Origin of the sequence: Ulvibacterium sp., assembly GCF_965228935.1 — a bacterium.
In the GTDB taxonomy this organism is placed as follows: domain Bacteria; phylum Bacteroidota; class Bacteroidia; order Flavobacteriales; family Flavobacteriaceae; genus Ulvibacterium.
Genome location: NZ_OZ245846.1, coordinates 355,983 through 367,374, shown reverse-complemented (window position 1 = coordinate 367,374; position 11,392 = coordinate 355,983). Strand labels below are relative to the sequence as shown.

Sequence of the window (11,392 nt, the reverse complement as noted above, 5' to 3'; positions counted from 1 at the left end):
AAACCAACAATTTAAGGGAATCATTCCTCTTTATCGATTAGTCCTATTAACTCCGCCTTTTTATGGTATTATTCAGTTCTCAAACTTTTAACAGGGTTTGCAAGCGCAGCCTTGGTACTTTGGAAACTTACCGTCAAGAATGCGATACCGCCCACCAATACACCTGCGAGCGCAAAAACCCACCATTGAACGCTTATGTGATACGTAAAGGTTTCCAACCATTGTCCCATAAAATACCAGGCGAAAGGCGAAGCGATCAAAAGGGCAAGTAGCACCGGTTTCAGAAAGTCCTTAAAAAGCATAGCCACTACACCGGCTACCGAAGCACCGAGTACCTTACGTATACCGATTTCCTTGGTGCGTTGGTTTACCGTGAACAACGATAGGCCAAATAGTCCCAAACATGAAATTATGATCGCAAATACCGTAAAGGAGTTGGCCAAGAGTCCCACTACGGCCTCGGTGCGGTACATTTGCTCAAAATCCTGGTCCAGGAAGCGATACTCAAAGGGAAAGGCCGGATTGTGCCTACGTGAAAGTCGCCCAAGTCCTTCGAGGACATTCTCAAGTCGGTTCGGGTCGAAACGGGCAAGGAAGTAATTCGCCTCTTTGGGCTCTACCCAAACGATGAGGGGTTCGATAGGGTTGTGCAACGAGTTAAGATGGAAATCTCCCATCATCCCGATGATCTGTCCTCTCTTTTCCCATACGTCTATTCGTTCGCCGATCGGATTTGACAGCCCCATGACCCTAGCGGCCTCCTCGTTGATAAGGTAATTCATAGTGTCGGTAGACATCGCTTTCGAAAAGTCCCTTCCCTCATCCAGTTTTACGGCCATGGTCTCCAAAAAATCGTAATCGGTCCTTATCATTTGGAAACTGGGGGATTGGTCGGGAGATTTGCCCGTCCAGTCCACGGCGGTAGAAGAAGAACCTACCATGAGCGGATTTTGGCTCGATGCCGTTACCGAGGTAATGCCAGGTATCTCTTGGGCTTCCTGCTTGAATACTTCATAGTTTTTTCTAAGGTCGCCATCAAGCGACATATAAATTATATTGTCCCGGTCCATCCCGAGATTCTTGTTCTTGATAAAATGTATCTGTTGATTGACGACTATCATTCCCACGATCAAAACGGTTGTAAGCACAAACTGAAAGACGACCATCGCCTTTCGGGCATAAATAGATCTTTTACTGGCCTTGATCTTATCGTTAAGTGCACTTACCGTATTTACGGCGGATAGGCGCAAAGCGGAATATCCTCCCGAAACCGTGGCAGTAAAGATGACAAGACCGAATACGAGAAGGATAAACTTTAGGTCCAGAAAAGGTATTGCCAGACTTTTTTGGGTAATTGTATTCAAGAACGGAAGCAAAATGACCGTCAAAAGAATGGCAACTAGGGTCGAGAACAAGGTAATGGTCAATGCCTCCCCAAAAAATTGATGAACTATGGTATATCTGCTGGCACCGATCGCCTTGCTCACACCGATTTCCTTGATTCTTCGGGCGGCGTTTGCGCTAGATAGGTTTACAAAATTTATGCAACCCAAAAGTAAAACAAATAGGGCCACGATGGAGAAAAGTGCTACATAGTCCCTTCTACCGCCTGACAACTCGCCCTGATCATACTTCGAGTTAAGATAGGTCGTGTCGAACGGCTGTAAAAAAAGCTCTAGAACCTTCATACGGGGGTTCTTGGCTTCCAGATAGGTCGCCAGTTTTGAGTTGACGTCTTCAAGGGAGGCGTTCTTGCCAAGTTGGATATAGGTCTGTAGATAGTTGTTGCCCCACTCCTTGGCCCATGCATTTCGATCGGTAAACGATTCAATGGGAACCATATAATCGAATTGAAGCGAGGAATTTGAGGGGACGTCCTTCACGATGCCCGTGACCTGAAAGTTCTTCCCGTTGTTCATCTTGATATTCTTTCCGATGGCGCTTTGCGAATTAAAATATTTTTGAGCAAGCGTTTGCGAAATGATTATGGAATTAGGGCTTTCGAGCGTTTCCCGAGGATCCCCTTCCACCAAGGGAAAGGAAAATACCTCCAGAAACTCAGAATTCGTATAGATTCCAGCCTCCTTGAACTTTTGATCGTCGACAAAAAAGTAATCCTCCGAACCGTAGACCGGTACCGCCCTTTCGATTTCGGGAATTTCCCGTTCAAGACCTTCCGCCAAGGGTCCCATGGTCGCCCTGGAAGTACGGATTTCACCCGTATCGTAGAGCCGGTTCTTTAAGACCAGATAGAGGTTATCGGAGTTTTCGTGGAACTTGTCATAACTTATCTCGTCCATTACCCAGAGCATCATCAAAAGGCTGCAGGCGATTCCCAGACCGAGTCCGGTAACGTTTATCATCGAGTACCATTTGTTCTTCTTGAAATTTCGCCAAGCGAGTTTAACATGAGCCTTTATCATAATATCTATTTTGCAAAAAGTACCACAGAAGTTCTCCGTGCGGTACTTTTAAGGTCAATTGTTAAAAAAAGTATATCTAATACTATGCCTTGATATTAGTACATTGATTATCAGTATTTTATTATTTCAATTTGCTGCTGAACCATTAATTTCCGTAAAAATTTTTGACACTAATTGTTCAATTTTTTTACACCTGCGAAGGTATATGGAATCCGATTCCGCAAAAAAGCTGTAGTTTTCATTGTGTCCGGATAAAAATGGTTGGTGCAAAACCTACCTCAAAAAAGATTGGGATATTCACTAAAATTTACACCTGTTAAGTTTTTTTGTTTTACGGTTCGGGGTATTTCATCTTTAGTTCCGTAAAACCAACCATTTTTATGACCCTTTTAGCTTGAAAATCCTTCCCTTCCTATTTTTCCGGTAAAAATTTATACTTTCGAAGAAACATCATGAATAAATCAGCGAATCAAAGACCACTGATCAAATACAGCTCCGTTCTTGTCATTGTAATGTGCACGATAGCCACTTCAGGACAAATGCAAAAGCTCAGAATCGCCGAAAACGATCGGTTCTTGGTCAAAGAGGACAAAACCCCTTTTGTTTGGGTAGGGGATACGAACTGGTTCTTCGCCAAACTCCCACCTACTGTCATCGATAGTATTTTGGATAATCGAAGGGAACAGGGTTTCACCATAATGCTAATAAGCTGTAGGGAAAAACTTTACAATGGTGATGGACCGGGAAGTCTGAAAAACCCGAATCAGAAATGGTGGTCATACCTTGATGAGTACATCGCCAAATGTGAAGAACGAAACCTTTATGTGGGCCTTACTCTAGGTTGGTGGGGACTCGCAAAGAGGAACAGTGCCAAGTCCCTTTACGATTTTGGCAAATGGGTAGGAAATCGTTATAAAAACCGTAACAATATCGTTTGGCTCACCTTGGGAGAGGCAGGAAGCCACTCCCGGGAAAATGGCATCGAGAACGAGAAGATAAGCATGTTGGTCAAAGGTATCAGGGATGGGGATACCGGCCATAAACTTCTCACAATACATGCAGACTATAGAAGGGGAACCAGCATCTCCAAGGATGGGGACATCTGTGATTTTAACAACTGGCAGACGAGCCAATGGTGTTGTTTGGAAGATCTGCCCAGAAACGATGAACGGACCTGGACGGTATGGGAGACCATAACGTACGACTATAATAAGACGTACAACGGGAAGCACAAACCAACATTGGATTCCGAGGCATGGTACGAGAATAACAAGGACTTTTGTGGAACCACTCCTTTCAACATTCGCAGAAGGGCATATTTCACCATATTTGCCGGAGCCTTCGGCCATACCTATGGTGCAGGGGGAATTTGGGATGGCCTGAAACTTGAAAAGGGTTGTAGCAATAAGGCGTTGGACGCCATCCACTACATAGGGGCAAGACATATGGGCTATCTAAGCCGTTTCCTTCACAATCTAGGGGATGATTATTTAAAACTGCATCCCGATCAGAGTATCATCGTAGAGGGCAACTCTGATAACTACGATACACATATTCAAGCCACCAAGGCCGTGGACAATAGCTTTGCCCTTATTTACTCTGCCAGTGACGCGCCATATGTGATAGACATGTCCAAATTGTCAAAGCATACGCTTTCTGCAATTTGGTATGATCCCCGGAACAACGAATACAAAAGGGAACATGTTCCCGTTTCAAACAAACCATCCCACCAAAGTTTCGATCCTCCGGGCAAGTCGGGCCCCGGCAATGACTGGGTACTGATTCTAAGTGATAAGCTTGCTGTCGATAATTTTCCGCTACAATAAGTAAAAGAACAAAGGCTACGGCAATTATGGTAGAGCCTATTAAAATGAGTTGCATTGGACAATTTTTGTAACTATGAGTTTTTCACAAAACCAACAATTTAAAGGGACTTTTCTACTCGATAGAATGAAGATTTAGAAATTCCAGCCTTTCTACAAGCCAGCTTTATCTGTAGATTTCTTTTGCCATAAAGGTATTTTGCATATTGATATTTTTCAATTGTTTCCTTTTTGGAGCCCTTAGGCCTGCCCAATGACTTATTTCTTCTTCTAGCATTTTCAAGCCCTACTTTTGTCCTTTCACTAATTAAGTTTCGCTCAAACTCCGCCACTGCTGCGAAAATCTGTAAGAGAAACTTTCCATTTGCCGACTTTGTATCAAATTCCGGTTCGCTCAATCTTTTAAAATAAACTCCAGCCTCATTGAATTTGTCGATTAACTCAACCATATTTTTCAATGAACGGAACATCCTATCATTTTTGTACGCAACAACTGTGTCGCCTTGACGCATATATTTAATCAACTCATTAAGGCCTTTTCTGTTGCTTCTAACTCCACTGGCAATATCAGTGTAAATCTTTTCACATCCGTTTTTTCTCAAAAGCTCAATCTGAGCGTCCAAATTCTGTTCCTGTGTTGACATCCTGGCATATCCGAATATCATAACAATCGATGTTATAAGCTCCATTTGGGGCGGTTAAACTATAGGTATTGGAAGGTTGGATAAATGGGTAGTTGGCGAAGAAGCTTTTAAAGGTTTTATCCTTGTATCTATATTAAGGACTCCTGAAAACACTGATTGTTACAACATCAATCCAACCAACCTACATTTAATGGCGTTTTTGAGATATGAACGGGCAATTCAAAATCCACTTGCCAAAATTGTTCTGAATTTCAGTTCATTAAAACGTTCTTCTTAAAGGACTCTTTCAAATGATAAGCATCGGAACAACCTTGGAGCTCTTCAATGAACTTGAATCAATGAAGGGCATATAATTTGTTTCCGCTGGGAAAATAAAGGATCCTGTCATATATTGATCCGCGTTGAACCGCATCTCCCACTTCATATTCCCATATTTTTTTTCCGGTATATAGGTCGATGGCATAAAGCTTGTTATCACCACTCCCAAAATATATGGTGTCCTCCGCGTTTATAGCGAACCCCCATGTGGAACCATCTGTTTCAAACCTCCATAGCAGTTTCCCATTTTCTTTGTCCAGGGCGTACAAATCACTGTCCCTAGTATTAAAGAAGGTAACATTATTTTTGAAACCTACCTGATTGGCAACGGAATTCAATTTCTTTTTCCATTTTAAGGCTCCGGTCTTTTTATCCAGGGAATACACGATACTGTCAAAACTGGCCATGATAACCTGCTTTTCAACCAGTGTCGGGGTCTGATAAATCTTATAATCGGTCTTAAAACTCCACTCGCTCTTTAGATCATCGGCATGGAGACAATGTACATTGCCACCCCAGTCCCCCAAATACAACAACCCGCTATCATATGATGTGGTACTGCAAGTTCCCTCCCCGATCTCCTTTTTTAGAAGTTGTCCCCCGGTCATTTTATTGACTACATAATAGTAGCCATCATGGCTACCAAAAAACACCTTGTTATCCTTGACCAGGGGAGGAGAACAAGATGCGCCGCTCCCGGTCTTAAATTTCCAGACCAACTCGCCATCACCAATGTCCAAACAATATAGATAACCATCGTATGATCCGAAATAAGCATATCGGCTGTTTATCGTGGGACAGCTCAAAACTTTTGCTTCGGCCTTGAATTTCCAATTTAACTGTCCGTTTTCAGAGTCTATCGAATACAAAAACCCCTTGGTATCCCCAAAGAAAAGGGAGTTACCCTCTTTTAGGGCCGGGCCGAAGACCCTGCCTTCAGCATTAAAGATCCACTTTTCCCTAGGTTCTTTTTTTAGCGCTTTGGACTCATAGGCGTGGTGGGAAAGATAATCGTTATGCCATTGGGCAAAAGCGGTATGGAAAATAGCAAGGGTAAAAAGTAACTGGATTATTTTTCTCATTTTACTGGTTTTGTGTAATTAAATATAGTGCTTCGATGATCTCTGGTATTCCATCGGACGTTTTGTTCTGAAACGTAACGACCCCGATTCTTTCGGTCGGGTGAAGGAACAGATTGGTCTGTATCCCAGGATCCGTTCCGTTATGCCCCCAAAGGGTCAAAGGCCGATCGGAATGTCCAAAGTCTTTTTTGTACCAGCAAAGACCTCTATGATTATTGCCCTCGATTTGTAGGGAAAACATTTTACCCACAGTTTCCCCCTTAAGTATTCTTCTGCCCTTGAAGCTTCCCCCGTTCATCATGGCCGTGAGAAAAAAGGACAATTCCCTTACACTGGTCCTGACAAGTCCGTCCGGATAGTTCGGAAAACTGTACAGACAGGCTCCGACAAGGCTGCCGACCTTAAATTCCGATTCGTTGGGGAACAGCCTTTTCCATTTCAACAGTTCATCCCTATTTTCCTCGGTTACATATAGGTAGGGTCTAATATGCTTTTTCCTGTCTATTTCCCCGATGAACCAACCTGTATTATTCATTTCCAAAGGTTTAAAAATGTGTTCTTCGGTGTAGTCTCTGAAAGGCATACGTGCAATTTTCTCGACAATATAGCCGAGTAGTCCGAACGCGAGATTCGAATATTTTTCCTCCTCCCCCGGGGCATGTTCGGCGAAGTTCTTTCCGTCCCCATAGTATTTTCCCCCTTGTGTCAAATTGTGAAAGACCCAGTCGCGTAATGATATTATCGGGTCGCCACAGGAATAACCCGTGCTATAGGATTTCCCGTCCTGTATCGAGGAAGTGTGCGTCAAGATCTGAAATACCGTAATGGGGCTTTCCGGGTATTTTGGATTCCTGACCCTAAAGTCCAAATAGTCATTGATGTCTTCATCAAAATCGAGCAGTCCTCTCTCCCAAAGTTGCAGGGCAGCTGTGGCCGTAAAGGTCTTGGAGATGGAGCCAATGTTCATAATGGCGTCCAAATCCATAAGGATTTGCTCTTCCCTATCCGCCTCCCCATAAGATTTGGACCATACCATGGTACTATCCTTTACGATGCAAAGGGCGAATCCGGGTATATGCTTTTCTGTCAAAAGACGCTCAATGGTCGAATCGATTGCTTGATATTTTGACCCTGTTTGTGCGAAGGTAAATCTCGAATATGAGCATATTACAATTGCATACATGAGCCAAATAAAGAACAAGGCCTTATGACGTATTGGTTTATCCCTAAAATCACTATACTCCATAACGGAAATAATTGAAGGTTGAGGCATGCAATGATCAATGGCTTTGAAAACTTCCCGAACCGTTCATCCTAAAGGAACCATCATGATGAAAGACGACCACACCATTGAGATTGTTCTCGACTATTGATTTCCCCATAGGTGATATTCTGGCAGGTATGTCGTTGTACAGCCCACCATACCCACTATCCCGTTCCTTGAACAGTATTACGGGAAATGAGGTGGTCGAGTAGGGGCCGGTATGGACATCGGGAAGATCGGCCTTGAAATCGATGGCGGTAAGCCTGCCGTTCCTGTATTCTGACCCGGTCACTGTAAAGCTGACCCCGTATTGCGCCAACAGCTCTTCCATATCCGAAAACCTATCCTCCTGGGTAGTTTCGTCTATCAGAACGTAAATACTTTTATATGCTTTGTCCATTTGATCAGTATTGACCTTTTCCATTTCATATTCCTGGTCCTGTCCAGACGATAACGTAGTCCGACCCTCCGACTGACCTAAAATCGGTTGGTTCAGTACAAGTAAGAGGCCAAATAGCAAGGGGGCCAGAAATGCATATTTCCAATAACCGTGCGAGCGTGATTTTTTTGAGTTCATTTTTAGAATCCTTTGTTTTATCATTGATTGATTGTAATTCGTGGTTACGTTCAGAGGCCTGTTATGGGTGGCAATCTTTAACAGATTCATTTGATAGATATCTTTTCTGACCATTTTTCCTTCCAACAAAAATGCGTCCGTTTGATACTCCAGATTTTTCTCGACTTCTTTTCTGAAAGCCCAAATAAAGGGGTTGAACCATAGAACAATGGTTGCTATCTCCGCTAATAGAAGATCAATTTGGTGCATTTTCCTTATATGGATCTTTTCGTGATCGATGATCTGCTCGTAGGTCTCGTAGTCGTAGCCCTCGGGGTCGATGAAAACGTATTTGAAAAAGGAGTAGGGCTCCTTGACCAACTTCGTATTTATAATAACAGTATCCCCATCTTTCACCTTGTCCTTACTTTTTATTACTCTCCATAGGATGCCTGTAATTTGGGAAAGCAGTTTGAGAAAAAGGACCAGTACCCCGAAGGAATAGATCATCTTTAGCCAGTACATCGGATCTTTCACCCGTTTTGCCGTTGAAAGCCCTTCCTCTTTGAACTCGGCATTTTTGTCGGAATCGGGATGCTGTAGGTCGACCTTGTCTTCATAAGAAGCGACATCCGTTCCTAGCCCGATCGATTCAATGGGGTCGATGAGAGCTATAGCATCTGAAACCAATCCTTGCCCCTGCACAAGTTTTGGCAGTGGGATAAACGGAAGGATAAAGGCCAGGATCAAGCTGCCCAAAAGGTATATCCTGTTCACGGCAAAAAAGCTCTCCTTTTCGAGGAAAACCTTGTAAAAGGACAAAAAGACCACAACGATCAAAGAAGCTTTTAAAAGTAATGCGACCATCCTGTCAGGATTTTTGTGATTCGATTATTCGGATAATCTCCCTTATCTCTTCATCGGAGAGTTTTTCCCCCTTGGCAAAATGTGCGATCATTTTGGGCAGGGAATTTCCAAAATATTTCTTTTTTATGTTCACAAGGTGTTGGTCCCTATAAGCATCCTTTTCTATTGCCGGGCTATAACGGTACGAATTCCCCAAAAGCTCGGATTTCAGAAATCCTTTCCTCACCAAGATCTTGACCATGGTGGCTACCGTGTTGTAATGCGGTTTGGGATCTGGTATTTCCTTGATGATATCGCGGATAAAAGCTTTCTCAAGCCGCCAGACGATCTGCATGATCTGGTCTTCCCTTTTTGCGAGCTGTTTCATGTTCCCTATGCTTTTCAGACAAATCTACTAATAGATTAGTATATATCCTAATATGTTAGTACTTTTATTGTTGAAAGACTATCGGAAATAACAAAGCAAGGTTCAAAATTGTACACATGTTTGACAATGATCGTACAAATATTTTACAGCTTAACAGTCTGATTTGAAGAACCTTGATCATAGGCTATTGATTGTGAGGGCATTGATATTTTGGTATAGGATTTGTCCACAATTATGATACCTAGCGACCAAAGTGAAATTATTATAAAAATCAAAAGTCCCATTAGATCTCTTCCGTCTATGTTTTCGAAAATTCGGCAATATGAACAAAATGGCCATTAGAATGGAAAATCAAATCATTAAAAAATCAGTCGAACAGATTCTTTCTCTTTCAATCGCACTTTTTTTATGCCATTCCTGCAATAAAGCTCCTGATAGTCCGATAACCCAAGATGAATTGTTACAAAAGGTGGATTCGTTACTGGTTAATGCTAATGAATTCATTGCACCGGGAACTGCGGTATTGGTAATCAAAAATGGGGATATCCTTTTGAACAAAGGATATGGATATGCCAATTTGGAGCATGAAGTACCCATCGGCCCGAATACGGTCTTCGACCTTGCCTCGCTTTCAAAACAGTTCACGGGCTTTGCTATCTCACTACTGGTCGAGCAGGGAAAAATAGCGTTGGACGACGATATCCGTCAATATATTCCGGAACTGCCCGATTTTGAACATACCATTACAATTGAGCATCTATTGCACCATACCAGTGGGATAAGGGATTGGACAAGCACCTTGCCACTTGCCGGCTGGTCCTTCGATGATGTCATATCCTACGACCAAATACTGCGAATGGCCTATGCCCAGAAAGAACTGAACTTTGTTCCCGGATCCCAATATTCCTATTCCAATACAGGATACAATATATTGGCGGAGCTGGTGCAAAGAGTGACGGGACGATTTTTTGCACAATGGACCTACGAGAGTATATTCCTGCCCCTTGGGATGACCGACACCCGATTTCTGGATGATCACAGGCAGGTCGTTCCCGACCGTGCCAACGGTTATTATAGAATCGAGGATGGCCCGTATCAAATTTCACCTAATAATCTTACCGCCCTGGGATCCAGTTCGCTTTTTTCGACCACTACCGACATGGCGAAATGGATGGTCCATCTTATTTCTCCCAAAGCGAAAATAGCCTCTGTGGTCGAACGGATGTACGGACGAGGAACACTAAATAACGGTGAGGTGATCTCATATGCCTTCGGCCTTGAAATAGATGAGTTCCGTGACACGAAAAGGGTACTCCATACGGGAAGCTGGGCCTCTTTCACAAGCTGTATGATACTCTTCCCCGAGCATGACCTATCGGTTTTGGTGTTAAACAACCATCAGAAAAATGTGTATGCTACTGCCAACGAAATAGCATCCCTCTACCTCCCTGATGCTCAGGTAAACAATGTAGAAGAAGGACAAGGAATATACGAGCCATTTGAACTGCCAACGGAAACATTGGACCAGTTTACAGGCACCTATCGACTGGGCCCCGCATGGTACATCACTGTTTTTCGTGAGGGAAACAAGATTTGGGGCCAAACCATGGACGAACATATCTTTCCAATGACCGCCGAGTCGGATTCGATATTCAGAATCCCCACTAACGGTGGACAGACCATAACCTTTTACCGGGATATTTCTGGAACCGCAACACATATGGAACATACTGGGATGGCAGCACCGAAAATAAAGGAAAGCTCTTCTGTTGTCCCAAAAAACATCATACAATACACCGGAAGCTATGTCAGTGAAGAGCTCAATACCGAATATCATGTTACCTACAAGGACCAACAGCTAAAGTTGAGGCATTTCAGGCACGGAGAGCTGGATCTGACAGCCTTTGGGAACGATGTTTTTCGGAGCGACAGGTGGTTTATCAAGTCGATTGAATTCTACCGTAACAAGAACAATGAAATCATTGGTTTTTATACTACCAATGAAAGGGCCAGAAATCAGTGGTTTCAAAAAACCAACTAATTGAGTA

The 11,392-nt window shown here is 43.1% G+C and carries 8 protein-coding genes; 2 read left to right on the top strand and 6 right to left on the bottom strand.

The window, feature by feature from the left end; translation table 11 throughout:
- Positions 1–68: 68 nt before the first annotated feature.
- Positions 69–2,423: an ABC transporter permease gene (locus ACO06Y_RS01635; RefSeq protein WP_422082081.1), complete on the bottom strand. Its 2,355-nt coding sequence runs from the start codon at positions 2,421–2,423 to the stop codon at positions 69–71.
- Between the two features lie 452 nt (positions 2,424–2,875).
- Between ACO06Y_RS01635 and ACO06Y_RS01630 the strand changes: the two genes are divergently transcribed.
- The gene (locus ACO06Y_RS01630; protein ID WP_422082080.1) at positions 2,876–4,249 is read left to right on the top strand and encodes a DUF4038 domain-containing protein; all 1,374 of its coding nucleotides are present in this window, start codon (positions 2,876–2,878) and stop codon (positions 4,247–4,249) included.
- Between the two features lie 98 nt (positions 4,250–4,347).
- On the opposite strand, the gene ACO06Y_RS01625 is transcribed toward ACO06Y_RS01630, so the two are convergent.
- From ACO06Y_RS01625 to ACO06Y_RS01605, 5 genes are all read right to left on the bottom strand, one after another.
- Positions 4,348–4,935 carry a recombinase family protein gene (locus ACO06Y_RS01625; protein ID WP_422082079.1) on the bottom strand — a complete coding sequence of 196 codons (588 nt, stop codon included), beginning with the start codon at positions 4,933–4,935 and terminating at the stop codon, positions 4,348–4,350.
- A 290-nt stretch (positions 4,936–5,225) separates the two neighbouring features.
- Positions 5,226–6,290: a PQQ-binding-like beta-propeller repeat protein gene (locus tag ACO06Y_RS01620; protein ID WP_422082078.1), complete on the bottom strand. Its 1,065-nt coding sequence runs from the start codon at positions 6,288–6,290 to the stop codon at positions 5,226–5,228.
- A 1-nt stretch (position 6,291) separates the two neighbouring features.
- Positions 6,292–7,536 carry a serine hydrolase domain-containing protein gene (locus ACO06Y_RS01615; protein WP_422082077.1) on the bottom strand — a complete coding sequence of 415 codons (1,245 nt, stop codon included), beginning with the start codon at positions 7,534–7,536 and terminating at the stop codon, positions 6,292–6,294.
- A 34-nt stretch (positions 7,537–7,570) separates the two neighbouring features.
- Positions 7,571–8,977 (bottom strand): M56 family metallopeptidase, encoded by a 1,407-nt coding sequence (locus tag ACO06Y_RS01610; protein ID WP_422082076.1) that lies wholly within the window; start codon positions 8,975–8,977, stop codon positions 7,571–7,573.
- Between the two features lie 4 nt (positions 8,978–8,981).
- A complete protein-coding gene (locus tag ACO06Y_RS01605; protein WP_422082075.1) occupies positions 8,982–9,344 on the bottom strand; it encodes a BlaI/MecI/CopY family transcriptional regulator in 363 nt (120 codons plus the stop codon).
- A 343-nt stretch (positions 9,345–9,687) separates the two neighbouring features.
- On the opposite strand from ACO06Y_RS01605, the gene ACO06Y_RS01600 reads away from it, so the two are divergent.
- Positions 9,688–11,385 carry a serine hydrolase domain-containing protein gene (locus ACO06Y_RS01600; protein WP_422082074.1) on the top strand — a complete coding sequence of 566 codons (1,698 nt, stop codon included), beginning with the start codon at positions 9,688–9,690 and terminating at the stop codon, positions 11,383–11,385.
- The last annotated feature ends 7 nt before the right edge of the window (positions 11,386–11,392 follow it).